Origin of the sequence: Arthrobacter sp. Bi26 (genome assembly GCF_918697925.1) — a bacterium.
Taxonomy (GTDB): Bacteria; Actinomycetota; Actinomycetes; order Actinomycetales; family Micrococcaceae; genus Arthrobacter.
In genome coordinates this window covers 36,775-63,464 of sequence record NZ_CAKKMF010000009.1, presented here as the reverse complement: position 1 = coordinate 63,464, position 26,690 = coordinate 36,775, and the positions used below count along the sequence as shown (strand labels likewise).

The 26,690-nt window shown below is 67.4% G+C and carries 28 protein-coding genes; 15 read left to right on the top strand and 13 right to left on the bottom strand.

Annotated elements, in window-relative coordinates; genetic code table 11:
- The first annotated feature begins 497 nt into the window (after positions 1-497).
- Together LQV16_RS03920 and LQV16_RS03915 are read left to right on the top strand one after the other, a co-directional pair.
- On the top strand, positions 498-1,460 hold the full coding sequence (locus tag LQV16_RS03920) for a heme o synthase (protein WP_229992631.1): 963 nt from the start codon (positions 498-500) through the stop codon (positions 1,458-1,460).
- A 189-nt stretch (positions 1,461-1,649) separates the two neighbouring features.
- Positions 1,650-2,621, top strand: coding sequence for a threonine/serine dehydratase (locus LQV16_RS03915; protein ID WP_229992630.1), 972 nt, complete (start codon positions 1,650-1,652; stop codon positions 2,619-2,621).
- Positions 2,622-2,702: 81 nt separating this feature from the next.
- Here LQV16_RS03915 and LQV16_RS03910 read toward each other — a convergent pair whose 3' ends face one another.
- From LQV16_RS03910 to LQV16_RS03890, 5 genes are all read right to left on the bottom strand, one after another.
- Entirely contained in the window at positions 2,703-3,905 is a 1,203-nt protein-coding gene (locus LQV16_RS03910) for an acyltransferase (protein WP_229992629.1), read from the bottom strand.
- Positions 3,906-4,234: 329 nt separating this feature from the next.
- Positions 4,235-4,759, bottom strand: a complete 525-nt coding sequence (locus tag LQV16_RS03905; protein WP_229992628.1) for a hypothetical protein — start codon at positions 4,757-4,759, stop codon at positions 4,235-4,237.
- Positions 4,760-5,026: 267 nt separating this feature from the next.
- On the bottom strand, positions 5,027-5,971 hold the full coding sequence (locus LQV16_RS03900; RefSeq protein ID WP_229992627.1) for a COX15/CtaA family protein: 945 nt from the start codon (positions 5,969-5,971) through the stop codon (positions 5,027-5,029).
- A gap of 7 nt (positions 5,972-5,978) precedes the next feature.
- Complete coding sequence (locus LQV16_RS03895) at positions 5,979-6,791, bottom strand: ABC transporter permease (protein WP_229992626.1); 813 nt, start codon at positions 6,789-6,791, stop codon at positions 5,979-5,981.
- The gene (locus tag LQV16_RS03890; RefSeq protein ID WP_229992625.1) at positions 6,788-7,756 is read right to left on the bottom strand and encodes an ABC transporter ATP-binding protein; all 969 of its coding nucleotides are present in this window, start codon (positions 7,754-7,756) and stop codon (positions 6,788-6,790) included. The genes LQV16_RS03895 and LQV16_RS03890 overlap by 4 nt, the downstream gene beginning before the upstream one ends.
- A gap of 115 nt (positions 7,757-7,871) precedes the next feature.
- Between LQV16_RS03890 and LQV16_RS03885 the strand changes: the two genes are divergently transcribed.
- From LQV16_RS03885 to LQV16_RS03855, 7 genes are all read left to right on the top strand, one after another.
- Positions 7,872-8,729, top strand: a complete 858-nt coding sequence (locus LQV16_RS03885; RefSeq protein ID WP_229992624.1) for a winged helix-turn-helix transcriptional regulator — start codon at positions 7,872-7,874, stop codon at positions 8,727-8,729.
- Positions 8,729-10,192, top strand: a complete 1,464-nt coding sequence (gene sufB, locus LQV16_RS03880; protein ID WP_229992623.1) for a Fe-S cluster assembly protein SufB — start codon at positions 8,729-8,731, stop codon at positions 10,190-10,192. The genes LQV16_RS03885 and sufB overlap by 1 nt, the downstream gene beginning before the upstream one ends.
- Positions 10,192-11,478: a Fe-S cluster assembly protein SufD gene (sufD, locus tag LQV16_RS03875; RefSeq protein WP_229992622.1), complete on the top strand. Its 1,287-nt coding sequence runs from the start codon at positions 10,192-10,194 to the stop codon at positions 11,476-11,478. The genes sufB and sufD overlap by 1 nt, the downstream gene beginning before the upstream one ends.
- A 31-nt stretch (positions 11,479-11,509) precedes the next feature.
- Entirely contained in the window at positions 11,510-11,869 is a 360-nt protein-coding gene (locus tag LQV16_RS03870) for a non-heme iron oxygenase ferredoxin subunit (protein ID WP_090577778.1), read from the top strand.
- An 89-nt stretch (positions 11,870-11,958) separates the two neighbouring features.
- Entirely contained in the window at positions 11,959-12,756 is a 798-nt protein-coding gene (sufC, locus tag LQV16_RS03865) for a Fe-S cluster assembly ATPase SufC (protein ID WP_229992621.1), read from the top strand.
- Between the two features lie 13 nt (positions 12,757-12,769).
- Entirely contained in the window at positions 12,770-13,102 is a 333-nt protein-coding gene (locus LQV16_RS03860) for a metal-sulfur cluster assembly factor (protein WP_056434018.1), read from the top strand.
- 242 nt (positions 13,103-13,344) lie between these two features.
- Positions 13,345-13,944, top strand: coding sequence for a hypothetical protein (locus LQV16_RS03855; RefSeq protein WP_229992620.1), 600 nt, complete (start codon positions 13,345-13,347; stop codon positions 13,942-13,944).
- A gap of 45 nt (positions 13,945-13,989) precedes the next feature.
- Here LQV16_RS03855 and LQV16_RS03850 read toward each other — a convergent pair whose 3' ends face one another.
- A complete protein-coding gene (locus LQV16_RS03850; RefSeq protein WP_229992619.1) occupies positions 13,990-14,877 on the bottom strand; it encodes a neutral zinc metallopeptidase in 888 nt (295 codons plus the stop codon).
- A gap of 58 nt (positions 14,878-14,935) precedes the next feature.
- Here LQV16_RS03850 and LQV16_RS03845 point away from each other — a divergent pair, with 58 nt between their 5' ends.
- Positions 14,936-16,402: an AMP-binding protein gene (locus LQV16_RS03845; protein WP_229992618.1), complete on the top strand. Its 1,467-nt coding sequence runs from the start codon at positions 14,936-14,938 to the stop codon at positions 16,400-16,402.
- A 34-nt stretch (positions 16,403-16,436) separates the two neighbouring features.
- Positions 16,437-17,651, top strand: coding sequence for a thiolase family protein (locus tag LQV16_RS03840; RefSeq protein WP_229992650.1), 1,215 nt, complete (start codon positions 16,437-16,439; stop codon positions 17,649-17,651).
- A gap of 412 nt (positions 17,652-18,063) precedes the next feature.
- Here LQV16_RS03840 and LQV16_RS03835 read toward each other — a convergent pair whose 3' ends face one another.
- From LQV16_RS03835 to LQV16_RS03825, 3 genes are read right to left on the bottom strand one after another with little or no spacing between them, the layout of a single operon-like run.
- Entirely contained in the window at positions 18,064-18,696 is a 633-nt protein-coding gene (locus tag LQV16_RS03835) for an energy-coupling factor transporter transmembrane protein EcfT (protein ID WP_229992617.1), read from the bottom strand.
- The gene (locus tag LQV16_RS03830) at positions 18,693-19,526 is read right to left on the bottom strand and encodes an ABC transporter ATP-binding protein (RefSeq protein WP_229992616.1); all 834 of its coding nucleotides are present in this window, start codon (positions 19,524-19,526) and stop codon (positions 18,693-18,695) included. The genes LQV16_RS03835 and LQV16_RS03830 overlap by 4 nt, the downstream gene beginning before the upstream one ends.
- Positions 19,523-20,170, bottom strand: coding sequence for a biotin transporter BioY (locus LQV16_RS03825; protein ID WP_229992615.1), 648 nt, complete (start codon positions 20,168-20,170; stop codon positions 19,523-19,525). Before LQV16_RS03825 ends, LQV16_RS03830 begins: the two co-directional genes overlap by 4 nt.
- 314 nt (positions 20,171-20,484) lie before the next feature.
- On the opposite strand from LQV16_RS03825, the gene LQV16_RS03820 reads away from it, so the two are divergent.
- Positions 20,485-22,083 carry an ABC-F family ATP-binding cassette domain-containing protein gene (locus LQV16_RS03820; protein ID WP_229992614.1) on the top strand — a complete coding sequence of 533 codons (1,599 nt, stop codon included), beginning with the start codon at positions 20,485-20,487 and terminating at the stop codon, positions 22,081-22,083.
- A gap of 71 nt (positions 22,084-22,154) precedes the next feature.
- Here LQV16_RS03820 and LQV16_RS03815 read toward each other — a convergent pair whose 3' ends face one another.
- Genes LQV16_RS03815 through LQV16_RS03800 form a run of 4 tightly spaced genes read right to left on the bottom strand, consistent with a single transcriptional unit; the run spans position 22,155 to position 24,262 of the window.
- Entirely contained in the window at positions 22,155-22,634 is a 480-nt protein-coding gene (locus LQV16_RS03815; protein WP_229992613.1) for a YbaK/EbsC family protein, read from the bottom strand.
- Between the two features lie 3 nt (positions 22,635-22,637).
- The gene (locus LQV16_RS03810; protein ID WP_229992612.1) at positions 22,638-23,516 is read right to left on the bottom strand and encodes an SURF1 family protein; all 879 of its coding nucleotides are present in this window, start codon (positions 23,514-23,516) and stop codon (positions 22,638-22,640) included.
- Positions 23,517-23,810, bottom strand: coding sequence for a hypothetical protein (locus LQV16_RS03805; protein ID WP_229992611.1), 294 nt, complete (start codon positions 23,808-23,810; stop codon positions 23,517-23,519).
- On the bottom strand, positions 23,807-24,262 hold the full coding sequence (locus tag LQV16_RS03800; protein WP_229992610.1) for a DUF3099 domain-containing protein: 456 nt from the start codon (positions 24,260-24,262) through the stop codon (positions 23,807-23,809). The genes LQV16_RS03805 and LQV16_RS03800 overlap by 4 nt, the downstream gene beginning before the upstream one ends.
- Before the next feature lie 149 nt (positions 24,263-24,411).
- Between LQV16_RS03800 and fabG the strand changes: the two genes are divergently transcribed.
- From fabG to LQV16_RS03785, 3 genes are all read left to right on the top strand, one after another.
- Positions 24,412-25,137 (top strand): 3-oxoacyl-ACP reductase FabG, encoded by a 726-nt coding sequence (gene fabG, locus LQV16_RS03795; RefSeq protein WP_229992609.1) that lies wholly within the window; start codon positions 24,412-24,414, stop codon positions 25,135-25,137.
- 169 nt (positions 25,138-25,306) lie between these two features.
- Positions 25,307-25,726 carry an Hsp20/alpha crystallin family protein gene (locus LQV16_RS03790; RefSeq protein ID WP_229992608.1) on the top strand — a complete coding sequence of 140 codons (420 nt, stop codon included), beginning with the start codon at positions 25,307-25,309 and terminating at the stop codon, positions 25,724-25,726.
- A gap of 149 nt (positions 25,727-25,875) precedes the next feature.
- Positions 25,876-26,640, top strand: a complete 765-nt coding sequence (locus LQV16_RS03785) for an SDR family oxidoreductase (protein ID WP_229992607.1) — start codon at positions 25,876-25,878, stop codon at positions 26,638-26,640.
- The last annotated feature ends 50 nt before the right edge of the window (positions 26,641-26,690 follow it).

Sequence of the window (26,690 nt, the reverse complement as noted above, 5' to 3'; positions counted from 1 at the left end):
TGTGGCACGAAAACCGGGCCCCTCTCTGTGCTGACGGCCGGCGGTACGCTCTATTTCCCGCCCCGGGCACAGTTCGGTGCCCGCTGCGGTTCGTACCAGCCGTTCACCATCGAAACGTTGATCTATCATTCAGACGCAGATGCAGAGCCGCCTGTACCGGCAATTGCCTGTATGCGTGCCCGTGTGCGCTGATCTAAGGACAGCCTAGTCCCATTCCACTTTGTGGTCAGCGTATATCTCACCAATTGGACGGGATTTCGCTTATATGAATCACCGTCCGCCGTTGCGCCTGTGAGCAAGCGTTAACGCGCCGGAATCATGGGCGCTGTTCGGCGGCCCGGATGCCCGGAGCTCCACGGTATGATGGGTGGTGGCCTTCGACTGGGGCAAAGATACGGGCGTGCGCCGAGCACGGAGCCCGATCTGCAGCCAAACGAGTTGCGAAATCCACCCGGGGCTGCCCAGCCAGACAGAACTGCACAGCCAGACAGAACAGAGTGACTGCCACCGTGAGCACAACTAATACGCCGCTGAACGCCTCGCCGGCCTCGGGACGAATGGGCTTCGGCCGCAAAGCCAAGGCCTACCTGGCGCTCACGAAACCCCGCGTCATCGAGCTCCTCCTCGTCAGCACGCTGCCCACCATGATCTATGCCGAACGTGGCTTCCCGTCGATCGGCCTGATCCTGGCGACGCTTGTGGGCGGGGCATTTGCGGCGGGCTCCGCAGGTGCCTTCAACTGTTACATCGACCGCGACATTGACAAGCTCATGCACCGCACGGAGAACCGGCCGCTGGTCACCGGTGAGGTCACCCCTCGCGAAGCACTCATCTTCTCCTGGCTGCTGGGCGCCGCGGCGATCGCGATCCTCTGGTTCGGGGCCAACCCGCTCTCCGCGTGGCTGGGACTCGGCGCCATCGTCTTCTACGTCGTGATCTACACCATGATCCTCAAACGTCGCACGGCCCAGAACATTGTCTGGGGCGGCGCCGCGGGGTGCTTCCCTGTCCTGATTGCCTGGGCCGCCGTCACCAACACCGTCGAGTGGCCCGCCGTCGTGCTGTTCATGGTGATCTTCCTCTGGACCCCGCCGCACTACTGGCCGCTGTCGATGCGCTACGGCGAGGACTACCGCAACGCCAACGTGCCCATGCTGGGCGCAATCGCCGGTGCAAAGGTGGTCTCGGTGCAGGTGGTCCTCTACGCGTGGGCCATGGTGGCGTGTTCGCTGCTGATGATCCCGGCCGGCGGCGCCGGCTGGGTCTACACGGTGACCGCCGTCGCGGCCGGTGGCTGGTTCCTGTACGAGTCGCACGCACTGTACAACCGCGCCCAGTCCGGCGACGTCTCCAACAAGGGAGCCATGAAGGTCTTCCACGGCTCCATCAGCTACCTGACGCTGCTCTTCATTGCCCTGGCCGTCGACCCGTTTGTCGGCTCGGCCGTCATGGGCGGCTGAGGCCTCCCCGTCCGTCTAGCCGACGCTCCCTCACCAGTGGTGGGGGAGCGTCAGCCGTATCCGGGCATGGTCCTTACGGCCAGGGGATACCCGTACGAACCGACCAGTCAACACCTGGCGAAGTAACACAGAACAGTCCCGACCCGACGAATCAACGCCGGACAGGGAGCGCAACCTCAGGGGGAGCCAGTGATCAACCGCAGCGATGTACTCCAGGCAGAGAGCCGCATCAGCGGCTACGTTCGGCGCACGCCTTTGCTTCGCGGGGGTACCGCCGCCGCTCCTCTCTGGTTCAAATGCGAGTTCCTGCAGCACACCGGCGTTTTCAAGGCCCGGGGCGCCTTCAACCGGCTCCTCGCTGCCCGGGAGCGCGGGGAACTCAACCCCGGCGTCGGGGTGGTGGCGGCGTCGGGCGGTAACGCGGGCCTCGCGAACGCCTACGCCGCGGCGGCACTCGGTGTTCCGGCGACAGTGTTCGTTCCGGAGAACGCCCCGCGCGTGAAGGTGGAGCGTCTTCTCGCGTACAACGCGACGGTCCGGAAGGTCGGCGCCGAGTACGCGGAAGCCTTCGCCGCCGCCACGGAATACGTGGAAGAAAGCGGTGCCCTGTTCTGCCATGCGTACGACCAGCTCGAAATCGCCGCCGGCGCAGGCACGGTCGCCGAAGAGATCCTGAAGGACGAGCCCGGCATCGACACGATCCTCGTCGCCGTCGGCGGCGGCGGACTGTATGCAGGAGTCGCGGCAGCGGCCGAGGGCCGGGCGCGCGTCGTCGCGGTTGAACCCTTCAACATCCCCACGCTGCACGCCGCCCTATCCGCCGGCCACCCGGTCGATGTGGCCGTTTCCGGAGTCGCCGCGGATTCCCTGGGTGCCCGGCGGGTGGGCGAGATCGCCTTCAGCATCGCGTCGCGTGTCCCTCCGACCTCCGTGCTGGTGGATGACGCCGCCATTGTCGCCGCCCGGTCCCAGCTGTGGAGCGACTACCGGATCCCCGCCGAATACGGCGCGGCGGCGGCGTTTGCTGCGCTCACGTCAGGGGCGTACACGCCCCGCGAAGGCGAACGCGTGGCAGTGATCGTCTGCGGCGCGAACACCGATCCTTGCACGCTGGAGAGCTCTCCCGGCGCCGGCGCCGCGGCTGCGCTGCGTACCGGCTGAACCGGCGAGCGAACTAGCGCGTGAGCGGCGCCGTGCCGTTGCAGACCGGTCAGGGCTGCGAACCTGCCTAGTCCGCGGATGTCACTCCGCCCTGTCCGGGTGCTGTCTGGGCGCAGCCTGCCCGGAAACGGCGGCGCTGCCGGCCTTCTGCTGGTCCTGCTGGTTCCGCTGGTCCCGAGCAACGTAATGCCGGTCGAAGCGATCCCGCGCGATCCGTCCCAGCCTTTCGACTGTGTGCCAGCTGATGACCGCGATGAGCAGGGTCAACGCGATGGCCGACACCGCGATGAGCGGCGGCAGATCGGCTGTCGAGCCGCCATTGAGCCACAGAATGACGACGTAGTTCCACAGGTACGCGGCGTAGGACACGGTGCCCAGCATCTGCACCGGGCGCGTCCACTTCGGCATCGCTGCCGTGCGGGAGGCGGCCAGGGCGACCAGGACGGCTGAGGCAGCCATGGCCAGCGGGCCGCCAAGGAAGATGAAAGCCGGTGTTTCGTTTGCCTTGGGGAAGAAGATCAGCCCGGCCAGGACGGCGGCGGAACCGCAGAGAGCCGCACGCCTGAAGCCGTGGCCGGTGAACCAGCTGAACACGTGGACCCTGTACAGCCGCAGGGCCGAACCGACGATCAGCCCCAGGCCCCACGTTGTGGGCAGCGCGTAGACCAGTGAGTGGAGTTGCGGCGCCAGGGTCGCCATGGCCATCACGCTCGCCGCCATGAAGAACAGGGCGACGGCGGCGGAGAAGCCAATCAGCCGGCCCTGGCGGTTGCGTCGCAGGGCGAGCACGAGCAGCGCTGGCCAGATCAGGTAGAACTGTTCTTCCACCGCCAGCGTCCAGAGTGGTCCGATCGCCATGCTCACGTCGAACGGCAGGGGCAGGTCTTTGAGATAGCCAAGCCCGGCGAGGACGGTGTACCCCACGATTCCCTTTGACCGGTCCCCAAGGACGTCGGTGGCCAGTTCGACGATCGCGTACACGCCCAGGAATGAGATCAGTGCCGGCACCAGCCGGAAGGCCCTGTGCGCATAGAAACGGCCGTAGCGAATTTTTCGGTGCCGTTCGATATCCCGGACCAGCACGTTAGTGATCAAGTAACCGCTCAGCACGAAGAAGGCAATGACGCCAACTATGCCGGCGCCTTGAAATATGCCCGGCCAGGAATGTCCCAGCAGGACGGCCCCGACGGCAGCCCCGCGGAGCACGTCCAGGCCGTCAAGCCGTGGGCGAGGTGCGGTTTGCTGGGCTGCCCTTGCGGGTCTTTCGCCGACTAGTAACGTCACATATCCTCCAGTGCCTCTATCTGGCCAGTTCCGATTCCAGCTGCATCAAGGCAAAACCGAGCCGTCCTACTTTCCATGAATGCGAGTGCGGCGCAGTCCTGCGCCGTATCCAAGTATCCCCGACTTCGCTGGACAAAACCTGACCCCGGCCGTCCCGGCCGCCAACCCGGCCAGGCTGCCACGCCGTCCGCGGACCGGCGATCGGCTGCATTTCCAGGCCAACGGGGCTGGGGGATACATGGCCCAGTATTCCCAAAGTTGCCCCCACCCGACAAGTGACCGGTCACTAACCAGCACTCGAATATTGGCAGAAAGTGGTCTTTCGGGGATCAGAGGTTGTGGGCCAGCAGTTCGAGCCCGATCACCAGAAGGCTCAGCACAACCTCGGCGAACATGATGGCGACCTTGTGGCGCAGCGGGATCTCGAGGCGCCGGATCGCGAGGAATCCGACGATGGCCAGCGAGACAACGAGAACGACCACCGCCCACCCGAGCGCAACAGCCGTCGTCCACAGCCCAAAGCCGGCCGCCGCCAGCAGAATCAGCGGAGTCACCAGGACGCCGAGGCCGTCCGCGCTGACGGCGATCATGTGGTGCAGTTCTTCGCCGGTGGGGAGCTTCGAATGTACGGTCAGGTGGCTGAGGAGATCGGCGACGAAAATCCCCAGCAGGGAACCGATCACCACGATGCTGAGGGTCGCCGCCGCGGCTGCGGGCGTGGTCTCGTCCGCGTGACCCCGAAGCGCCAACACCACAGCCAGGCTCGTGAAGATGATGTAGACGCGCTCTTTGAGGCTCGCCGCGCGCTGGCGGGCTGAGGGTGAAGGGGGCACGGTCGGTTCTGTCGCTTGCATCTGGGAAGGCCTTCCGGTCAGCGTCACGGGAGCGAACAAAAAAGAGCCCACTGCCGCGACGATCCATGTCCATGCCATCTCATAGTCCACCCGGAAATCCCGTCAGGGCCAGCCCCCGGAAGGTGAATGCTGTTGGGATCTTCGATGCCGCAGCGCCCTGACCGCCGCGCAGACAGCAAACGCGGAGTCACTTACGGCCCATCCATACGTTCCGGACGGGCGGTAAGTAGCCCCGCGTTGCTTAGTTGCGGCGTGTGCTGCGTCGTGTTAGTCCGCCGGGCTGTAGCGGGCGAGGTCCGCGGCGTTGGTGGCCGCGCTCATCAGCAGCGCCGCCGCCAGCATGTGCGCGCCGACGAGGAGCGCCGGGATGCCGTTGTAGTACTGCGTGAAGCCGATGACGGCCTGCAGCACCGTGACGCCCAGGAGCATGAACACCGCGGAGCGGAACGGCCCCTGGATCCGCCCGCGGACCACAAGGAACACCGCGAACAGCGCGCCGGCGGTCACCAGGTAGGCGGGCACTGCGTGGATGTGCGCGAACAGGTCCCAGTCGAGATCATTGCGCGGGGCGTTCGCGTCGCCGGCGTGCGGGCCCGCTCCGGTCACCACCACACCGAGGCAGACGGCGACGGCGGAGAGAAGCGCGACGGCGGTCATCACCGGGCGCGCCGCGCCCGGCAGGGCGGGAAGCTGCACGGTCCTGGCCTGGCCGGTTCGGCCGTAGGCCCGGTTCACCAGCAGGGTCGCGAGGACCACGAGCGCCATGGAAACGAGGAAATGCAGGCCCACGACCCACGGGTTGAGCCCGGTCAGCACCGTGATGCCGCCGATGACGGCCTGGGCCGGGATGCTGGCGAGCAGGCCGAGGGCCAGCAGGAAGAGGTCGCGGCGCTCCTTGCGGAGGTTCCACAGGTAGACGAGCATCATCACCGCGATGGCCGCCAGCGCGAACGTCAGGAGCCGGTTGCCGAATTCAATGATTCCGTGGAACCCCATTTCCGGGGTGGTCGCCAGGGAGGCCTCGGTGCAGCGCGGCCAGGTGGGGCAGCCGAGGCCCGAGGCGGTCAGCCGTACGGCTCCGCCGGTCACCACCAGCACGATCTGGCCGATGAGGGACAACACAGCCAGCCGCCTGACCGTCTTGTCCACGCTGACGGGCAGCCGGGAGGTGATTCCGGAGACGATCCGGGGAGTTCGTGACGCCGTGCTCACAGTTTTCTCAATTCCACTTGAACCAACGGGTTGCCGCGCCGCCGGCGATCGCCGTCCAGAGCAGCAGGACAAGCACGGAAGCACCATTGACGCTGCCGTACAGGAAAGCATCCCTCAGCGCCTGGCCCAGCGCGCCGGAGGGGAGGAAGTGCACCACGGCCTGCGCCAGCGCAGGGAGCCGTTCGGCCGGGATGACGATCCCGCCCAGGGCGCCGAGGAGGATCCAGAGGAGGTTGGTGATGGCCAGGGTTGCCTCCGGCCGGACCGTCCCGGCGACCAGGAGCCCGAGTGCCGTGAAGGCGGCGGCCCCGAGGACCAGGATGGCCATCCCGGGCAGCCAGCCCGCGGGGTTGGGCTGCCAGCCGAGCAGGAGGGCCACCGCCGTCACGACCAGCACCTGCAGGAACAGCACGGCCAGGACGGCCAGGACCTTCCCCGCAATCAGTCCCGTGCGGCCCAGGGGAGTGGTGGAAAGAAAGCGCAGGACGCCGTAGCGGCGGTCGAAGCCGGTGGAGATGCCCTGCCCCGTGAAGGCAGTGGACATGGCGCATAGGGCCAGGATGCCGGGCACGGCAACGTTGATGCGGCTCGAACCGAGTCCGTCCAACAGTGGCGTCACGGTTAGGCCGACCATGGCCAGCAGCGGCAGCACGATCGCGAGGATCAACTGCTCGCCGTTCCTGAGCATGGTGATGGTTTCGTATTTCCCCTGCAGCAGGATGCGGCGCAGCAAGGAAGCCGGGGCGCTGCCATGGACCGTCTGGGGCGCGCTGCCGCGTCGTGCGCTCTCCAGCGGGGCGCCACCTGTTACGCGGGTCATCGGATCTCCCTTCCGGAGATGTCCAGGAAGACGTCCTCGAGGCTGCGGGCTTCAAGGCTCAGGGAGCTGGGCATGATCCCGCGCACGGCCCACCATGCGGTGATCGCGGCGAGGTCGGCGGGGGTCAGGGCGCCGGTCGCGGCGTAGCTGCCTGCCCGCGCCTCGGTGATGTCGACGCCGTCGGGCAGCACGCCGGTGAAGTCCAGGCCGGGCTCGGTTTCGAACAGCAGGGTGCGGATGTGCTGGGATGCGTCGCCGGCGGGCAGCTGGTGCCGCAGGAGCTCGGCGACCGTTCCTTCGGCGACGTTGCGGCCGGCGTCGATGATGTAAACATAGTCCGCGAGGCGCTGGGCGTCGTCCATCAGGTGCGTCGTGAGGATGATGCCCATGCCGCTGTTGCGCAGTTCGGAGATCAGGTCGAAGACCATTTGTCGGGACTGCGGGTCCAGGCCCGCGCTCGGCTCGTCGAGGAACAGAACCTCCGGATTGCCGACCAGAGCCGCGGCCAGGGCGAGGCGCTGCTTCTGCCCACCGGACAGGCGCCGCACATTGGTGCGGCTGAACGAGTCAATCCCCAGCCGTCCGATCAGCTCATCTACCGGCCACGGGTCCTGGTACATGCCGGCAATGTGCCGCAGCAGGGGGATGGGCCGGGCTGACGGTGGCAGGCCGCCGTCCTGCAGCATGACCCCCACGCGGGCGCGAAGCCCGGCGCCGGCCGAATCCGGGTCCTGGCCCAGTAGGCTGATGGCGCCGGCAGTACGCTTTTGCAGCCCCTGGGCGCATTCAATGGTGGTGGTTTTGCCGGCGCCGTTGGCGCCGAGCAGGGCCGTGACCTGGCCGCGTTCGGCAATGAGGGAAAGGCCGCTGACCACGCGCAGCATCTTGCCGTCGAGGGTGGGCAGTGGACCAACATCCTTGACAAGCCCGTTGATGGTCAGAACGGGGGATTCGGGAGATCGCACCACAGCATTCTACGCGATGTAGTACGTCGCCTCCCCGGAGGGGCCGGGCCCGCAGGCAAGCCATGCCTTACTGGAATGCCGGAGTAAATTACGACATGATTGTGTTGTGTATTCCATGAGCTCCTCTGCGTCCGCAGCCCCGACCGGGCGCGGCGCCGCGCGCGTCGGGTCCGCCCGGGCACACGTGGCGGCCGTTCCCGACGTCGTTCCCGCCGCCGGCAGCCACACCCACGACGCTGAAGAGCGCACGCGTGACCGTGTCCTGAACGCGGTGCTGGAGCATGGACCCATCAGCGCAGCCGAACTCGGCGACCTCCTGGGCTTCACCCCGGCTGCCGTGCGCCGCCACCTCGACCACCTCGCGCGCAGCGGAGTGATTGAGGTCAAGCGGGTTGCCCGCGCCGGTGCGGGCGCCGGACGGCCCGCCCGCCGCTACGTCCTGAGCTCCCAGGGCCAGTCGACCCTGGGCAACGACTATCTCGACATCGCCTCCGTCGCGCTGCGCCGCCTGGAAGAGGCGGCCGGCCCCGAGGCGGTGCGGCAGTTCGCCGTCGAGCGGTTCGCCGACATGGAGCGCCGCTACGCACCCGAGATCGAGCAGGCCGGACCGGACATCACGGCCCGCGCCCAGGCTCTCTCCGAGGCGCTGAGCCGCGACGGTTTCGTGGCCTCGGCGCAGTCGCTCGAAGCCAAGGCGCCGCTGCCGGCCGCGCTCTCCAGCGTCCAGCTCTGCCAGGGGCACTGCCCCATCCAGCACCTGGCGGCCCAGTTCCCCGTGTTCTGCGACGTGGAGACCGAAGTGTTCGCCCGGCTGGTCGGCGTCGATGTGCGCCGGCTCTCCACCCTGGCCCGCGGCGGGCACGTCTGCACCACCCACATACCTACGGGCCGTCCGGCCGCCGTCGGGACTTCCAGTCCCGCAGCCCCGGTCAACCCGGACGAAGTATCCAACCATCTCCAAGAAAGGCCGTGATGACGGACCAACTATCAGAGAAGAAGGTTGCTGGCTCTACTGTGATTTCGGAGATTCTGGAAAAGAATCCCGAGCTCCACGGAATCGGCACCTATGAATACGGCTGGGCCGACAAGAACGACGTCGGGGCCAACGCCCGCCGCGGCATCGATGAAGACGTTGTCCGCGACATTTCGGCCAAGAAGAACGAGCCAGAGTGGATGCTGGACCTCCGCCTCAAGGGCCTGAAGTACTTCGACCGCAAGCCCATGCCCACCTGGGGCGCGGACCTGTCCGGCATCGACTTCGACAACATCAAGTACTTCGTGCGCTCCACCGAGAAGCAGGCCGCAACCTGGGAAGACCTCCCCGAGGACATCCGGAACACGTACGAGAAGCTGGGCATCCCGGAAGCCGAGCGCAGCCGCCTCGTCTCCGGCGTCGCCGCCCAGTACGAGTCTGAGGTTGTCTACCACCAGATCCGCGAGGACCTGGAACAGCAGGGCGTCATCTTCCTGGACACAGACACCGCGCTGCGCGAACACCCGGAGATCTTCCAGGAGTACTTCGGCACCATCATCCCGGTGGGCGACAACAAGTTCGCCTCGCTGAACACGGCCGTCTGGTCCGGCGGATCCTTCGTGTACGTGCCCAAGGGCGTCCACGTGGACATCCCGCTGCAGGCCTACTTCCGCATCAACACGGAAAACATGGGCCAGTTCGAGCGCACGCTGATCATCGCGGACGAGGACTCCTACGTCCACTACATCGAAGGCTGCACCGCGCCGATCTACACCTCGGACTCGCTGCACTCCGCCGTCGTGGAAATCATCGTGAAGAAGGGCGCCCGCGTCCGCTACACGACCATCCAGAACTGGTCCACGAACGTGTACAACCTGGTGACCAAGCGCGCCATCTGCGAAGAGGGCGCCACGATGGAGTGGATCGATGGCAACATCGGCTCCAAGGTCACCATGAAGTACCCGGCCGTCTACCTCGTGGGCGAAGGCGCCAAGGGCGAAACCCTGTCCATCGCGTTCGCCGGCGAAGGCCAGCACCAGGACACCGGCTCCAAGATGGTCCACATCGCGCCCAACACCAAGAGCTCGATCATCTCCAAGTCCGTGGCCCGCGGCGGCGGCCGCGCTGCCTACCGCGGCCTGGTCCAGGTCCGCGAAGGCGCCAAGCACTCGGCCAACACGGTCCGCTGTGACGCCCTCCTGGTGGACACCATCAGCCGCTCGGACACCTACCCGTACATCGACATCCGCGAGGACGACGTCACCATGGGCCACGAGGCCACGGTCTCGCGCGTCAGCGAAGAGCAGCTGTTCTACCTGATGTCCCGCGGCATGCGCGAAGACGAGGCCATGGCGATGATCGTCCGCGGCTTCATCGAGCCGATTGCCCGCGAACTGCCGATGGAATACGCCCTCGAGCTAAACCGACTGATTGAACTGCAGATGGAAGGATCGGTCGGTTAATGACTGACATCACTACTGAAAAGGCCCGCATCGGCGCGCCCTCAGCCCAGCCGTTCATCAACGGTTTCACCGAGGAAGGCGAAAGCCTTTCACCCCTGAACGCAGCGGAGTCCAAAGCGCCGCTGGCCGGCGAAGCCGTCAAGCGCCACTCGCACGGCGGCGGCGTCGGCATTCCGGACAGCTCACGCGCCGGCCGCCTGACCTCCTACAAGCTGGCGGATTTCAAGCCGCTGACCGGCATGGAAGAAGACTGGCGGTTCACCCCGCTCAAGCGCCTCCGCGGCCTGCACACCGAGGTCCTGGGCGGTGCCGCGCCGGCCGTGAGCATCACCGCTCCGGACAGCGTCAGGGTTGAGACCGTCGGCCGCGACGACCGCCGGATCGGCTCCGCCGCCATCCCCGAGGACCGCGTCTCCGCGAACGCCTGGGAGAACTTCGCCGAGGCCACCGTCATCACCGTCCCGTCCGAGGTCCAGGTGGACGGCGAGGTCAGCGTCCTGCTGACCGGGCAGGGCACCGAGGCTTCCGCACAGCACATCGTGATCGTCGCGGAAAAGTTCTCCAAGTCGGTCGTCGTCCTGGACCACCAGGGCACCGCCGTCGTCTCGGAAAACGTCGAAATCCTCGTTGAGGACGGCGCGCAGCTGACCGTCATCTCGCTCCAGGAATGGAACGACGACGCCGTGCACGCCTCCTCCCAGCAGGTCAAGCTCGGCCGCGACGCCAAATTCAAGCACATTGTTGTCAGCCTCGGCGGCGACCTCGTGCGCGTCACGCCCTCGGCCCGCTTCACCGCCCCGGGCGCCGAAGTGGAACTGTTTGGCCTGTACTTCGCCGACGCCGGCCAGCACCTCGAGCAGCGCCTGTTCGTGGACCACGCCGTGGCCAACTGCAAGTCCAACGTCCTGTACAAGGGCGCCCTGCAGGGCCGTAACGCGCACACCGTGTGGGTGGGTGACGTTCTGATCCGCAAGGAAGCAGAAGGCACCGACACCTACGAGGCCAACCGCAACCTGGTCCTGACCGACGGCGCCCGCGCCGATTCCGTGCCGAACCTTGAGATCGAAACCGGCCTGATCGCCGGCGCCGGACACGCCAGCGCCACCGGACGGTTCGACGACCAGCACCTGTTCTACCTGATGGCCCGTGGCATCCCTGAAGACGTGGCCCGCCGCCTGGTGGTCCGCGGGTTCCTGAACGAGATCATCCAGAAGATCAACGTTCCGGCCATCGAAGAGCGCCTCACGGAAGCCGTCGAGCGCGAACTCGCGGCAACGAACCACTAGTGCGCAGCACTAGAGAACACGGAACACATCAATGACTGAACAGCCAAAGGGCGAACTAGTCTGCAACGCCAGCGAGATCCAACTCAAGCAGGCGCTGCGGATCCTGATCGACGACTACCCCGTAGCGATCGTGAAGGACTCGATGGGGGAGATCCACGCGATCGGCGACACCTGCTCGCACGCGGACATCTCTCTCTCCGAAGGAGAGGTTGAAGGCTGCAAGATCGAGTGCTGGGGCCACGGTTCCCAGTTCGACCTGCGCACCGGCGAGCCGCTCCAGCTGCCAGCCTATGATCCTGTTCCCGTGTTTGCCGTGACCGTCCTGGATGACGAGGTCTACGTGGACTTCACCAACGTCCTGAACGGCGCCGAGGCTCCAAACTTCAGCTAGCTGCCTGCAGCCGGCAACTCGCACAAGAAAACTTATCGCCAAGAAAACGCACAGTGCCGGAGGGCACGGTGCAGAGGAGAACAAGACATATGTCGACTCTTGAGATCAAGGACCTGCACGTCAGCATTGACACCGAGCAGGGCACCAAGGAAATCCTGAAGGGCGTCAGCCTGACCATCAGGACCGGCGAGACGCATGCCATCATGGGCCCGAACGGTTCCGGCAAGTCCACGCTGGCGTCCACCATCGCCGGGCACCCGCGTTACAACGTCACCTCCGGCACCATCACGCTCGACGGTGAGGACGTCCTCGCGATGACCGTTGACGAGCGCGCCCGCGCCGGCCTTTTCCTTGCCATGCAGTACCCGGTGGAGGTCCCGGGCGTCAGCATGACCAACTTCCTGCGCACCGCCAAGACCGCGATCGACGGCGAAGCGCCCAAGCTGCGCACCTGGACCAAGGACGTCAAAGAGGCCATGGCGCAGCTGCGCATCGACGCCGACTTCACCCAGCGCAACGTCAACGAAGGCTTCTCCGGCGGCGAGAAGAAGCGCGTCGAGATCCTCCAGCTGGAGCTCTTCAAGCCGAAGTTCGCCATCCTCGACGAGACCGACTCCGGCCTCGACGTCGACGCGCTGAAGGTTGTCTCCGAGGGCGTCAACCGCGCCCACGGCGAAGGCAACATGGGCACCCTGCTCATCACGCACTACACCCGGATCCTGCGCTACATCAAGCCGGACTTCGTGCACGTGTTCGTCGATGGCCAGGTTGTGGAAGAGGGCGGCCCGGAGCTCGCCGACCGCCTCGAAGACGAAGGCTACGACCGCTACGCCACCGGCGCAGGGGCGGCCACCATCGCTGCCGCCTCGGCTGCAGCCCAGGCGTAGTTAGGACTCCGCGATGACCGAACTCAATGTGGCCCGCACGGGCCTCGAGGATGTCGAAGAGGCGCTCAAGGATGTGATCGACCCGGAACTCGGGGTCAACATCGTTGATCTGGGCCTGCTGTACGGTCTGAAGTACTCAGACGACGACGGCGCCCTGCTGATCGACATGACGCTCACCACCGCCGCCTGCCCGCTCACCGATGTCATCGAGGAGCAGGTCGGCAAGGCCCTGGACGGGGTCGTCGATGAATGGCGGCTCAACTGGGTGTGGATGCCGCCATGGGGTCCGGAACGGATCACCGAGGACGGCCGCGACCAGATGCGCGCCCTGGGCTTCAACATCTAGGTCCCCACCGCCTCCCTAGCCTCGCTTCGCTCGGCCAGGGAACCCTCGGCGGCGGAGGCCCCTAATTACGACGACGGCGGCCCCACCTCACCGAGGCGGGGCCGCCGTCGTCGTCGTCGTCCCATCCGGCGTTCCCTGATGGCCGTTCCCTTATCGCCCCGGCGGTGGTCTGATAAAGACAACCAATCCACAGGGCCGCAGGCTTCGGACCGGGCACACTGTCGAACAGGAGGCACACCGGAATGGATGCCACCCCACCACCACGGCCGTCCGGCGCGGGCGGGGACTTTGTGGTCGTTGAGGACAGCGGCGAGTTCTCCTACTACCGCTCCCGGGATGCCCTCCTGGCCGACTTTGAATATGTCGGCGAGGCTCCGTGCATCATTGACCGCAGCGCCACCACGTACCGGCTCGAGCTGGACGAGAACCGCCACCTGCGCATGGGGCCGCCCCTGGGGTCCGTGGAATTCCATTGGCTTCGCCAGGCCCTGGCCGATGCCCGCGACGTTCATCCGGAGGGGCACCGGCTGCAACGCGCCGACACGGCCGGGCTCGCCGGGCTCGTCGCCGGACTGTTCGAGACCCTGCAGCTGGAACGCGGAACGGATGCTGAGCTGGGGCTCTGGAGCCTGGACATCGACGGGCTAGCGACGCGGCGCAACGCACTTGCCGACGTCGACCGCCTCCTGGCCGGGAACGACCGGCTGGAGGCAGTCCTGGTGACCGACCCGTTCGGGCACGAATACCGCCCGGTATGGCACCCGAAGCACCGGCACCTGGGCCACGCCGGATTCCTCAGCTACGTCGAAGTCCCGATCCGGCGCCGGCCGCGGCGCGGATGAGGCCCCGGCGGATGGGGCCGGGGCTTTGGTACCACAGGGGTGGGACTACGGGGTTGCCACCGCAAACGTGTCGCACTTGTTGATGTCCCCGGTGGTGTAGCCCTGGTAGAACCACTTCTGCCGCTGGGCACTTGACCCGTGGGTCCATGCCTCCGGTGAAACGCGGCCAGTCGCGGCCTTCTGGATGCGGTCGTCGCCCACGGCCGAGGCAGCCGACAGGGCATCCCGGATGTCCTGGTCCGTGAAGGGTTCGAGGTAGGGCTGGCCGGTCTTGGGGTCCGGCTGCGTCGTCGCGTAGTGGGCCCACAGCCCCGCGTAGCAGTCGGCCTGCAGCTCAACCCGGACACCCCCGGAGCCGGGGCCCTGGGGATCCTGCTGAGCACGGTCGAGGTCTCCGAGCACGTTCTGGATGTGGTGGCCGAATTCGTGGGCCACCACATACTCCTGGGCCAGCGGCCCGCCGGACGAGCCGAACCGGTCCACGAGCTCCTGGAAGAAGCCGGGGTCGAAGTACGCCGTCGTGTCGACGGGACAGTAGAACGGTCCTACGTCAGAGGTGGCGGCGCCACAGCCCGTATTGGTTCCGCCGGTGAAGATTACGGCGTCGGGCCGCGGGTATTTCGTGTTGTACTGGGCCAGATAGGCCGGCCAGAACGCGTTCAGGCTGTTGACCGTGCCGGTAATCCTGCAGTCGAGGCGGGCGTCGGCGTCGGCGCCGGTCTGGCAGGCGGGGGCAGAGCCCTGGCTCTGCGACTGGGGATCCTGGACGGTGCCGGCCAGGCCCTCGAGAAGCTGGGGATTGATGCCGAAGAGGGCTGCCAGCAGCAGGATGATGCCGCCGCCGATCCCGCCGCCGATCATCGGGCCGCGGCCCATTCCGCGGCGATCCTGGACCTGTGACGGATCCAGCGGGGCGTTGTCGTTAAAGCTCATGGAGTCACAATATCCCGCACAAGCCGCTGGGGCGTCCGGCAACGGTAAAGTTGGTTCGATGCCTTTTCTCGACAGACTCCAGCGCTGGGCCGACGACCGTCCCGACGAAACAGCCGTCGTCGTGGCCGGAGAGCACCTCAGCTGGTCCGGTCTGCGGGACCAGGCAGCGGCGCTGGTGCAAACGGCGCCTGCCATCACCGTGCTCTCCGAACAAAATTCAACCCGCTTCGCCGTAGCGTTCGCGGCGGCCGTCGCTGGTCAGCGGCAGTGCGCCGTGTTGGACCCGGCCTGGCCGCAGCAACTGCAGGACAGCATCACCGCCCGCATCTCCGGGATGGAAACGGGCCGTGCGGACCCGGGCCTTGCGGATCCGGGCCGTGGGGACCCGGGCTCGGCGCTGCCGGCGTGGCAGGGGACCGGGCTGGGCACTGGGCTTGTTGACGGGCCGGCAGACACCTCCTTCCTGATCGGCCTGACCTCCGGCACCACCTCGGTGCCCAAGGCGTTCACCCGCTCGCGACGGTCCTGGCAGGAGTCCTTTGAGGCCTCCATTGAATTCTTCGGGCTGACGCAGGACGACAAAACCCTGGCCCCCGGCCCGCTCGCGGCAAGCCTGAACCTCTATGCCCTCGCCGAATGCCTGTACGCCGGCGCGGAGTTCCACAGCCTGGACCATTTCGACGTCGGCGCCGCCCACGCTGCCGTCAGCCACGACGGCATCACCCGCCTGGTCCTGGTGCCCACCATGCTCCGGCTGCTCAGCGAACGCGGCCTGGCCGGCGGGGTCGATGCCTCCGGCATCCGCAGCATCATCTGCGCCGGTTCCAAGCTGGACGCACGGACACTGGAAGCGGCCCGTCGCTGGGCACCCAACGCCACCATTTTCGAATACTACGGCGCGTCCGAACTCAGCTTCGTCTCGGGCGCCGGGCTGCGTCCGGGTGACCCCGCTGAGCCGGGCGGGACCGGCATTGGGAAGCCGTTTCCCGGCGTCGACATCCGCATCCTGGACGATCGCGGCACCGAACTCCCCGACGGCAGCGACGGCAACATCTGCGTCCGCAGCGGCATGGTCAGCAACGGCTACCTGTGGGGTGACGACGGCCAGGCCCTGCGCTGTTTCGACGGCTGGTACACCGTGGGCGACCAGGGGTACCTCTCCGGCGGGACCCTGCACATGCTGGGCCGCCGCTCCGACATGATCATCACCGCCGCCACTAACGTCTACCCGCACGAGGTCGAGATGGCGCTGGCCTCCGTCCCCGGCGTCGCGGCGGCCGTGGCAGCTGGCATGACCGATGATCTTCGCGGCCAGCGCGTCGTGGCCGGCGTGGTGCCCTCGCACGGGGCGGTCACCGCCACGCAGCTGAGGTCCGGGATCGACGACGTGCTGGCACGGAACAAGCGCCCCCTGGAGTACTTCGCGCTGACGGAGCTGCCCCTGACGGACCGGGGCAAGATCAGCCGGCAGCTGCTGCTCGACTGGATAGCCCGGAACGATCCCAGGATCCGGCGCCTTGGCTGAGCCCCGCGCGGGCACGGGGCCGGCTCCGCTCGGGCTGCCCTTCCCCGGACCGTCATTGCCCCGGCGGCTGCCGGAGGACCGGCAGCCGGTGATCATCGCCGCGCGCCGTACGCCGCTCTGCCGGGCCAACGGGGCCCTGAAGAAGCTGCGCGCCCACGAACTCCTGGCTCCGGTACTCCGCAGCCTGCTCGCCGACGCGGGCGTCGGCCCCGGCCTCGCGCCGGAGTCCGTGACCGACGTCGTGATCGGCAACGCCGTGGGCGGCGGCGGAAACGTAGCCCGACTCGCCGCGCTGGAGGCCGGCCTGCCCGTCACCGTCCCCGGCGTCACGGTGGACCGGCAATGCGGCTCCGGTCTGGACGCGATCGTCCTGGCCTCCCGGCTGGTCGCGGCGGGCGGCGGCAGCCTGTACCTTGCAGGCGGCGTGGAGAGCATCAGCACGGCTCCGCTCCGGGCCCACCGCAACGACGACGGCAGCCCGGACTATTACAGCCGGGCCCAGTTCGCACCCCTCAGCCTCGGCGATCCCGACATGGGAGTGGCGGCCGAGAACGTCGCCGCCCACTTCGGCATCAGCCGGGAACGCCAGGACGCCTTCGCGCTCCGCAGCCACCACCGTGCCCTGGCCGCCGCCGCTGCCGGAAAGTTCGGCGGCGAGATTGTTCCCCTCGCTGCGGGCCCCGGGGTGGCCGCTGAAGCCGACGACGGTCCACGGCCCAGTCTTGGCCCGGCCCTGATGGCCCGATTCCCGCCCGTGTTTGCCAGCGGCGGCACGGTGACGGCCGGGAACTCGTGCTTTGACGCCGACGGCGCGGCCGCCGTGGTCATTACGTCCACGGAACGTGCCCGTCAGCTGGGCGCGGCGGACGGGTTGCTGGTGCTGGGAACCGACACCGCCGGGGTGGCGCCGCAGCTCCTGGGCATCGGCGCGGCCGCAGCAGCCGAACGGCTCCTCGTGGCACACGGCCTGACGGCCGCGGACCTGGGCCTCGTGGAGTTCAATGAGGCCTTCGCCGCCCAGACGCTCGCTTGCTTTGACCAATTGGGGATTGACCCGGAACAGGCCAACCTCGACGGCGGGGCGCTGGCTCTCGGTCACGCCTATGGAGCCTCGGGTGCGGTGCTTGTCACACGGCTTCTGGCACAGGCGCGCAGGTCCGCGGAGCCGGGCCAGCTGGCCCTGGCAATGATCAGCATCGCCGGCGGCATGGGCACGGCAGCGCTGCTGGGGTACTCGCGCCTCACCTGATCCTCCGGGGGACATGCCCATTCTTCGCCGCGCACGGTGGACATATGGGCCACATGTCCACTGGCTGCGGGCAGGGGAGGGCATGCCCATCTGCCGGGTGCGGGGCATGCCCTGCCGTGGCACCGGAGTAGGGACATGTCCGTGCGTTGTGCTGGGGACGGGACATGCCCATTCTTGGGCACGAGGAGCGGGCATGGCGGCCCTATGTCCACTGGCTGCGGCCAAGGGAGGGCATGTCCACTGGCCAACCCCGCGGGGCAGCCACTCCGCGGGCACCCTGATTGGGACATGCCCATTCTTGAGGACGAGGAGTGGGCATGGCGGCCCTATGTCCACTGGCTGCGGCCAAGGGAGGGCATGTCCACTGACCAACTGCACAGGGCAGCCGGGCCGCGCGAGGGCACCCGAGGGGCTATTCCTCCGGGTCCTCCGGCTCACCCAGTCCACGGGCAGCGAGGGCTTCCCCGGTCTGCCGGGCGAAGGCCACAGTACTGATAAAGACGGGCAGCACAAGAGCCCTCGGGTTGCGTTCGAGCCCGCGGGCCCGGGCGGAGTCGCGCACGTCCATGTAGGCCCCGGCAACGAACGGGATGCTGCGGAGCATGATGGCAATGGTCAGGGCGAAGCGTTCCGGGTCCGCACCGAAGCGGCGGAACGGCCGGGCCAGGGACGCCACGCCGTCAAGGAGCGCCTGCACCGGGGTGGTGGCGGTCAGGATTGAAGCCGCGACAACGCAGATCAGGACGTTCAGTACGATCCGCGCGGCGGTCGGTGCGCCCAGCTGCCACCACTGGAAGAGACCGATCGCCGCGAGTACCGGAAGGACCGGGCGCACCGCGCGAAACAGCCGGGCCGGACCCGCCCCGCTGAGCAGGAACAGTCCGCACAGCAGCGCCAGCACGGCGGCGGACACGGCCCAGTCGGCGATCAGGAACGACGCCATTCCGCACCCAACGACCAGCAGGAACTTCAGCCACAGCGGCGCCCGGTGGATCAGCGACGAACCCGGCGCATACGCGGCCAGGAGGAATCCGTGGCTGCTCACGCCTGCTCCAGCCGGGCCTGCTCCGGCACGGCCCGCTCAAGCCCGCCGCCCGCCAGCCCGTCGGCCATGCCGCCCGCCAGCCCGCCGGCCGCAGGCCCCCCGGCCATTCCGCGGCCAGCTGCAGGCAGGCCCGCAGCACTCAGGGCACGGTAGTGCGCGACGGCGGCCGCCGGTTCGCCGTCGAACACCACCTTCCCGTCGTCCACCACCAGGACGCGGTCCATGTCCCGGGCGAGCTCGAGGTCGTGGGTGGACAGAATCACCTGCTGGCGGAGTCCGTCCAGCGTGCGTCGCAGGAGTTCGCGGTTGCGGAGATCCAGCAGTGTGGACGGCTCGTCGAGGACCAGCACCTCAGGATCGACGGCCAGGACCGCGGCGAGCGCCAGGAGCTGGCGTTCGCCGCCAGAGAGTTCGTAGATGCTCTGGTCCGCCAGCGGCAGCAGGCCGAACCGTTCCAGGACTGACTCCGCGTGGGCCCGGCGCTCTGTGGCGTTGCGGAACGATCGCCGTAGGGACAATTCCACATCCTCGCGGCCGGTGGGCATGACGAGCTGGGACAGCGGATCCGTGAAGACAAAGCCCACGCGCCGTCGGACCTCCCGGACCGCGCGGACGGTATCGGCGCCGTCAACCCGCACCGTGCCCTCGCTGGGTGCCACGAGCCCGTTGAGGAGCCGCAGGAGGGTGGACTTGCCCGAGCCGTTGGCCCCGATAACGCCGATCCGCCGTTCCGTAAGGTCCAGCGAAAGTTCCTGGAGCAGCGTCTTGGGTGCGGGGCGGCCGTCAACCGACACCCGCACCGTCACGCGGTCCAGGACGATGATGCTCACGGGCGGGTGTCAGCCGTCCGGACTCGGCTGAGCAGCAGATCCGGGAAGGCTTTGTGCAGGGCCAGGGCGATGCTGACGGCCAGGACGTTCTTGATGATGTCGCCGGGATAGAACGCAAGATCGGCAAGGAAGGCTTTGGAGAAGTCAAGCTTGGCGTTGACCATCATGCCCAGGATGCCCAGGCCGTGGATGAAGACGATGCTGCTCACCATGGCGGCCGCGAACAGGAGGATGCCACGCAGTTTGCCGGTGCGGTTGGCGGTGCGGGCCAGCACGACGACGGCCAGCCAGCCTACCGCTGTGGCGGCCAGCAGGAACCCGATGATGTAGCCGGCGGAGGGGCCGGCGAGGACGCCCAGCCCGCTGCGGCCGCCGCTGAAGATCGGCAGGCCCGCGAAGCCCAGGAGCAGGTAGAGGCCGACGGCGGCGAAGGCGCGGGCCGGGCCGAGGGCCAGCCCCGTGAGCATGACGGCGAGGGTCTGCAGCGTGATGGGCACGCCGAGCCCGCCCACGGGAATGGCGGCGATCAGCGCCGAACCCGCCACAAGGGCGGCGAAGACGGCGATGAGCCCAAGGTCGGTGGCATTCCAGCGGCTCCGGCGGCGCGGGGTCCTGGCTATGGCGGGATGGTCGGTTTGCGTCATGGCGTTCCTGTCGGATGCTGCTGCGGATATCGGACTTGTGATATCGACTGTACGGTCGCGGCGGGGCGGGTTTTTTGTAGGCGCCCCACTAAGGGGCGGCCCGGAAGCTGGAGGGCGTCGCCAATGAACCCGGCCAGCCGCCTGCATCCGCATCGCGCCGGCGGCTGGCCGCTGCCATGTGGGCCCATGTCAGGGAGAAGGGGCCGTGCCGGTAGACTTGTACAGGCCGTGCTCTCGCACCGCCCTGCCCCGGCCCCGCCCAGACTCCACCCGTTGTGCCGCGGCGTTCCCTGTTGTGAAAGGCCTTAGCTGCATTGATTACCGTCCAGGATCTCGAACTGCGCGCCGGCGCCCGCCTCCTCATGGACCAGGTGAGCTTCCGGATCGACAAGGGAGACAAGATCGGCCTGGTCGGCCGTAACGGTGCAGGCAAGACAACGCTGACCCGGGTCCTCGCGGGCGAGGGCCTGCCCGCCGCGGGCAAGGTAACCCGCACCGGCGAAATCGGCTACCTGCCGCAGGATCCGCGCACGCCGGACATGGAGCAGCTCGCCCGGGACCGTATCCTGTCCGTCCGCGGCCTGGACATTGCCGTGAGCAAGCTCCGTCTGGCCCACGAAGAAATGGCCAGCGAGGACGCCGCGGTCCAGCGCAAGGCGATGAACCGCTATGACCGGCTGGAATCAGAGTTCCTGGCCGCCGGCGGCTATGCGGCCGAAGCCGAGGCGGCAGCAATCTGCTCGAACCTTGCCCTGCCGGACCGGCTGCTGAACCAGCCGCTCAAGACCCTGTCCGGCGGACAGCGGCGCCGTGTGGAGCTTGCGCGCATCCTGTACTCGGATGCCGAAACCATGCTCCTGGATGAGCCCACCAACCACCTCGACGCCGATTCCATCTCCTGGCTCCGTGAGTTCCTCAAGAACCACCAGGGCGGGCTGATTGTGATCAGCCACGACACCGAACTGCTCGAAGCGACTGTCAACAAGGTCTTCCTGCTGGATCCCAACCGCGCCCAGATCGACTTCTACAACATGGACTGGAAGCGCTACCTGACCCAGCGCGAAACGGACGAGCGCGCCCGCAAGCGTGAGCGCGCCAACGCGGAGAAGAAGGCCCAGGTCCTGATCGACCAGGCCAACAAGATGCGCGCCAAGGCCACCAAGGCCGTCGCCGCGCAGAACATGGCCAAGCGTGCCGAGCGTCTGCTGGGCGGCCTCGAGGCCGTGCGCGCGACCGACCGCGTGGCAGCCCTGCGCTTCCCCGATCCGTCACCCTGCGGCAAGACCCCGCTCACCGCGGATGGCCTCAGCAAGTCCTACGGCTCGCTGGAGATCTTCACCGACGTCGACCTCGCGATCGACCGCGGCTCCAAGGTGGTCATCCTGGGCCTCAACGGCGCCGGCAAGACCACCTTGCTGCGCATGCTCGCCGGCGTCGACAAGCCGGACACCGGCGAAGTCGTTGCGGGCCACGGCCTGAAAGTGGGCTACTACGCCCAGGAGCACGAGACGCTCGACGTGGACCGCACGGTCCTGCAGAACATGCGCTCGTCCGCCCCGGACATGAACGACGCGGAAGTACGCAACATTCTGGGCTCGTTCCTGTTCTCCGGTGACGACGTCGACAAGCCCGCCGGTGTGCTTTCCGGCGGCGAGAAGACCCGACTGGCGCTGGCCACCATTGTGGCCTCAAGTGCGAACGTGCTGCTCCTCGACGAACCCACCAACAACCTCGACCCTGCCAGCCGCGCCGAGATCCTCGGGGCCCTGAGTAACTACACCGGCGCCGTGGTCCTCGTGAGCCACGATGAGGGCGCCGTCGAGGCGCTCAACCCGGAGCGCGTGGTCCTGCTGCCCGACGGCATCGAGGACCACTGGAACGAAGACTACCTGGACCTGATCACGCTGGCGTAGGGCGCGGGGCCCGCCGCATCCGGGGGCCGTTTTCAGAGCTCAGGACCGCCCACAGCTGCGAGTCACCTGGATCAGCGGACGGGCATCTCTTCTGCGCCCGTGATCCGCTGGAGGTCTTCGTAGCCGATCGAGAACATCGAGTTGTGGTCTCCGGCTCCTGCCCACAGCACACGGTGGACTGACAGGGATTCGTCCAACAGGGTCCGGATCTTCTCCGGGTGGCCTACCGGGGCTAAACCGCCCACTTCCTGGCCGGTGTGTTCGAGGACGAACTCGGGGGAGGCGCGGCGGATCTTGCCCGAGCCCAGCTGTTCGGCGACCTTGTGGACGTCCACCTTGGCAGCGCCGCTGGCCAGGATCAGCAGTGGAGCGCCCCCAAGGTCGAGCACCAGGCTGTTGGTGATCGCCGCGACGTCGCAGCCGAGCGCCGCGGCCGCTGCGGCCGCCGTCGGGACTTTTGAATCGAACACTGTCACCGTGTCTTTGGCGCCCAGGGCGGTGAGGGCGCGTTTGACGTTAGCCACCGGTCCGGGGAAGGCATCAGGGCTCACCGCTCAGAACCCCTGGGCGTCGAGGATGGCGTCTTCCTCTTCTTCCGCCGTCGCGTTCCTGCGCTTGCGCGGAACGGGACGGCGCCGCACGGCCGGGCCGCTGGAGTGCAGGTACACGCCTTCGGCAGCCTCGGCTTCTGCGTCCTCCGCGTCAATCGCGGCGTTGCGGGCCTGCTGCCGGGCGGCGTAGCCGAACCCGACGAACATCAGCACGCCGAATGCGAACCACTGCAGCGAGTAGGACAGGTGCGTGCCTTCATCGGTGGACGGCTTGGGGAACGGGAACGGCATGTCCTGCACCGACGGCGACTCGGAGGCCAGCTGCCCGTATGCGCCCGTGAGCAGCGGATAGCCCAGCTGCGCGGAATAGGCGGCGAGGTCGATCGAGGCCAGTTGGCCGTCAGGGGCGCCGCGCTGCAGCTCGGGCTCCGACGGCTTGAGGCGGGCAACCACTGTTACCGGACCCTGCGGCGGCGCAGGCACGGAGTCGGGCCGGCCCGGGGTGTTGTTGCCGATGGGCAGCCAGCCGCGGTCAATCACCACGGTTTCGCCGGACTCGAGCTTGAACGGAACCACCACCTCGTAGCCGGGCTGGCCGTTGAGCGGGCGGTTGCGGACGATGCGCTGGCCGGCGACGTCGTAGCTGCCCCTGAGTTCCACCTGGGTCCACTCGCGCTCCGGGTTCAGCCGGCTGAACTGGTCCCGGACATCGGCGAAGGGCACGGCGTCGGCGGAATAGTTGGAGACCACCCGGTTGATCTCGGCCAGGGTTTCGGCGCGACGGTCCATCTGCCATCGGCCCAGGCCAACGCAGCCGGCGGCGAAGATCGCGGCCAGCAACAAGTACCCCAGCCACTTACTGGAGAAGAGAAAGCGGTACATTCAGCCGATCCTGCCTGACGGGTCGAGGGGGGCTGTCCCTGCGGAAAGGGGGGCTATTTCTGCGCTGAGGGCCACGGTCTCTTTCCACAGTCCGCGCGTCTGGAGGTAGTCTTCAAGCCAGGCGCGGTGCTCACCGCACGCCAGCCAGATCTTGCGCCGCTCCGGGGTGTGGATCTTAGGGTTGTTCCACAGCAGCTGCCATTCCGCCGCCGCGCGGCAGGCCTTCCGTGAGCAGACGGTGCCGGGGCCCGCGGCGGTGCCGCCACCGTGCCCGGCCAGGTCAAAGAGGTTCATGAAGCTGCCCGTCCGTGGTCGTCATCGTCATCGTTCTCATCATCGATCAGCTCGCCTTCCAGCAGCGTCCCCGAGCCGTCATCGCCGTCGGCCGGGTAAGCCTCGGCCGCGCCCGTGGGGGCCGGGGCATCCAGCTCGGCGAGCGGAACGTAGTCCAGCAGGGAATCACTATGGATTTCCGCTTTGTCGCTGCCGTTGGCGATCACTACCGCAACCCAGGGCAGGAAGACGGCCCCAAGCACCGGGATGAGCTTGAACCAGCCATCCACGACAAAAATCAGGATCAGGCAGACCATGCGGATGCCCATGGCGACGGCGTACTTGATCATCCGTTCGCGCATCTCGTCTGAGTGCGCAGCGGCGGCGTCGGTGATGCTGTGCACCTCGGTACCGCCGGACTCGGCGTCCGGCCTCCCGGGCACATGCGCACCGGGTCGGTTTTTGAGTGTCACGGCTGTCAGATCACGCTCCCAAGGCTTACTTAGATTCTCTCACCATCGGCGGAGCCGCCCAAACGGATGCGAACCGGGCGCTAAGATCGGAGGCAGGAAAAATCCAGCCCCCAGCGCGGCCCTCCCTGCCGCAGAACCCGGAGCCCCATATGTCTGACACACCCACCACCGGCCGCAGCGTTCTGATCACCGGCGGAAACCGGGGGATCGGCTTGGCCATCGCCGAGTCTTTCCTGGCCAACGGCGACAAGGTAGCAGTGACTTTCCGCAGCGCCTCGTCGCTGCCCGAGGGCATCCTCGGCGTCAAGGCGGACGTCACCGACGAAGCTTCGGTCGACGCTGCGTTCGCGGAAGTCGAAGCCGCCCACGGTCCTGTGGAAGTACTCGTAGCCAACGCCGGCATCACCAAGGACACCCTCCTGATGCGCATGAGCGAAGACGACTTCACCTCGGTGATCGACACGAACCTCACGGGCGCCTTCCGGGTCATCAAGCGCGCCTCCAAGGGCATGATCCGGGCGCGCAAGGGCCGCGTGGTGCTCATTTCCTCCGTCTCCGGCCTATACGGCGCGCCGGGCCAGATCAACTACTCTGCCTCGAAGGCAGGCCTGGTGGGCATCGCCCGGTCGCTCACCCGCGAGCTCGGCGCGCGCGGGATCACCGCGAACGTGGTCGCGCCCGGCTTCATCAACACGGACATGACGGCCGAGCTGCCCGAAGCCACGCAGAAGGACTACCTGACCAAGGTTCCCGCCGGCCGCTTCGCCGAGGCCTCCGAGGTCGCCAACGTGGTTCGCTGGATCGCCAGCGACGAGGCGTCCTACATTTCGGGCGCGGTCATTCCGGTCGACGGCGGCCTCGGAATGGGCCACTAGCCCCGGCAACGCCGGACGCGGCGGACAGCGGCCGACGGCGGTATCCGACGTCGTCCGCTGTCTGCCGCGCCGGGCCTTTTTGCCCTTGGCACCGGAACGCCGGGAGCGTGTAATGGGCTCACAGCCCCCGACCATGCCACGGCAGGGGCGTGAGCGCAGGAGGAAAATCATGAGTGATCTCAGCAAGTGGACGCCCTCGGACATGCTGGAACCGGTCCGGCGCTTCCTTGACGGTGATCTGTCCATAGCGCCAGGGATCAAGATCGAACAGTTCCAAGAGGGCAGCACCCTGGTGGTTCGGGCGGAAGTGCCGGGGATCGACCCCGACCAGGACGTCGACGTCTCGGTCAGCGAGGGCATGCTTCATATCGCGGTGCAGCGGCAGGAAGCGTCCGAGCACAAAAGCAAGGCCGGCTACCGCTCGGAGTTCCGTTACGGCCGGTCCGCCCGCAGCATTGCGCTGCCCGCAGGGGCGAAGGAAGAAGATATCACCGCCACGTACAAGGACGGTGTCCTGGAAGTCCGCGCACCGGCTCCCGAGGTAGTGACGGGGGAAACTACCAAGAAGATCCGGATCGACCGCAGCTGACCAACCGCCAGCGCGCTCCGGCCATGACGCGTCGGAACTACACCGCCGGGGCTTCTTTGTTGATGCTGAACAACTGCAATGGTGCGATCCGCTGGCATGATGGATGGCAGACCCACAGTGTTTTGACGTTTGGAACAAAAGGAGCTCGTATGGGACTGCTGGATAACAAGACTGCGATCGTGACCGGTTCGTCGCGCGGAATCGGCGCCGACGTCGCCAAGATTCTGGCTGGCGAAGGCGCGGCCGTCGTCGTGAACTACCGCCAGAAGGCGCCGCGCGCCAACAAGGTTGTCGCGGAGATCGAAGCCGACGGCGGCCGTGCTGCGGCCGTCGGGGCGGACCTAACCACCCAGGAAGGCGTCCAGGCCCTGGCCAGCGCCGCCATGGAGAACTTCGGCTCGCTTGACCTCCTGGTCCTCAACGCCTCCGGCGGCATGGAGACCGGGATGGAAGAGGGCTACGCGCTGAAGCTGAACCGTGACGCCCAGGTGAACATGCTCAACGCCGCCGTGGCGCTCATGCCCGAAGGCTCGCGCGTGGTCTTCGTGACCAGCCACCAGGCCCACTTCATCGACACGGTGCCCACGATGCCCGACTACGAGCCCGTGGCCCGCAGCAAGCGTGCCGGCGAGGACGCACTCCGCGCGCTGGTTCCGGCATTGGCGGACAAGGGGATCTCGCTCGTGGTGGTCTCCGGCGACATGATCGAGGGCACCGTCACGGCCACCCTGCTCGACCGGTCCAACCCCGGCGCCATCGAGGCCCGCCGTGCCGAAGCTGGCAAGCTTTACTCAGTCAAGGAATTTGCCGCGGAGGTCGCCAAGATGGCCACCGCCGACGTCGAGACGGGCCACACCGAGTACGTCGGCGGCGCCGACTACTTCGATAAGACCGCAGACAAGAGCTCCAGCTAGGCGCAGACCGCCGAGATGGCGCGTCGCGGCAGTGTTTACCTAAAACATTG

Bases quoted from the DNA above. Each gene is read 5' to 3' on its own strand.
- LQV16_RS03905 (WP_229992628.1), bottom strand. From the start codon at position 4,759: ATGCAAGCGACAGAACCGACCGTGCCCCCTTCACCCTCAGCCCGCCAG.
- LQV16_RS03895 (WP_229992626.1), bottom strand. From the start codon at position 6,791: ATGACCCGCGTAACAGGTGGCGCCCCGCTGGAGAGCGCACGACGCGGC.
- LQV16_RS03885 (WP_229992624.1), top strand. From the start codon at position 7,872: ATGAGCTCCTCTGCGTCCGCAGCCCCGACCGGGCGCGGCGCCGCGCGC.
- sufB (WP_229992623.1), top strand. From the start codon at position 8,729: ATGACGGACCAACTATCAGAGAAGAAGGTTGCTGGCTCTACTGTGATT.
- sufD (WP_229992622.1), top strand. From the start codon at position 10,192: ATGACTGACATCACTACTGAAAAGGCCCGCATCGGCGCGCCCTCAGCC.
- LQV16_RS03870 (WP_090577778.1), top strand. From the start codon at position 11,510: ATGACTGAACAGCCAAAGGGCGAACTAGTCTGCAACGCCAGCGAGATC.
- sufC (WP_229992621.1), top strand. From the start codon at position 11,959: ATGTCGACTCTTGAGATCAAGGACCTGCACGTCAGCATTGACACCGAG.
- LQV16_RS03860 (WP_056434018.1), top strand. From the start codon at position 12,770: ATGACCGAACTCAATGTGGCCCGCACGGGCCTCGAGGATGTCGAAGAG.
- LQV16_RS03855 (WP_229992620.1), top strand. From the start codon at position 13,345: ATGGATGCCACCCCACCACCACGGCCGTCCGGCGCGGGCGGGGACTTT.
- LQV16_RS03850 (WP_229992619.1), bottom strand. From the start codon at position 14,877: ATGAGCTTTAACGACAACGCCCCGCTGGATCCGTCACAGGTCCAGGAT.
- LQV16_RS03845 (WP_229992618.1), top strand. From the start codon at position 14,936: ATGCCTTTTCTCGACAGACTCCAGCGCTGGGCCGACGACCGTCCCGAC.
- LQV16_RS03825 (WP_229992615.1), bottom strand. From the start codon at position 20,170: ATGACGCAAACCGACCATCCCGCCATAGCCAGGACCCCGCGCCGCCGG.
- LQV16_RS03810 (WP_229992612.1), bottom strand. From the start codon at position 23,516: ATGTACCGCTTTCTCTTCTCCAGTAAGTGGCTGGGGTACTTGTTGCTG.
- LQV16_RS03805 (WP_229992611.1), bottom strand. From the start codon at position 23,810: ATGAACCTCTTTGACCTGGCCGGGCACGGTGGCGGCACCGCCGCGGGC.
- fabG (WP_229992609.1), top strand. From the start codon at position 24,412: ATGTCTGACACACCCACCACCGGCCGCAGCGTTCTGATCACCGGCGGA.
- LQV16_RS03790 (WP_229992608.1), top strand. From the start codon at position 25,307: ATGAGTGATCTCAGCAAGTGGACGCCCTCGGACATGCTGGAACCGGTC.
- LQV16_RS03785 (WP_229992607.1), top strand. From the start codon at position 25,876: ATGGGACTGCTGGATAACAAGACTGCGATCGTGACCGGTTCGTCGCGC.